The 356-nt window shown below is 71.3% G+C and carries 1 protein-coding gene; it reads right to left on the reverse strand.

The window, feature by feature from the left end; all coding sequences use genetic code 11:
• The coding region (locus tag AC1DYG_RS20980) for a hypothetical protein (RefSeq protein WP_477641750.1) at nt 1-249 on the reverse strand (249 nt) is incomplete at its 3' end.
• Between the last annotated feature and the right edge of the window lie 107 nt (nt 250-356).

The raw sequence follows: 356 nt of genomic DNA on the forward strand, positions 1-356 counted from the left end.
GCCTTCCACCGAGTCTCGCCGCAGCGTCACCTCGCCGTCGCCGCCATCGGCGAGGACATCCTGCTCACCAATCGAACCGCGCTGGACCTGCTCGACGTGGCCGACCATGCGGCCCTGCGCGGCCTCGCCGTGGACCTGCTTCCGGACCAGACCCGCACCATCGACATGGAACTGGCATCCGGTGAACTGGCCACGGTCCGGGCCGACCGGATCTCCGGAACCAACGGCGGCACCCTGTTTCTGGTCCAACCGGTGCACCGTACGAGTGCGCCGATCCGACGCCGGGGTGCCGTGCCGGGGTCCGCGGGCGATCGAGCGCGGGCCCAACTGCGGCGGGTACGTGGCAACCGGAGCGC

Source organism: Pedococcus sp. P1_H8 (genome assembly GCF_056405175.1).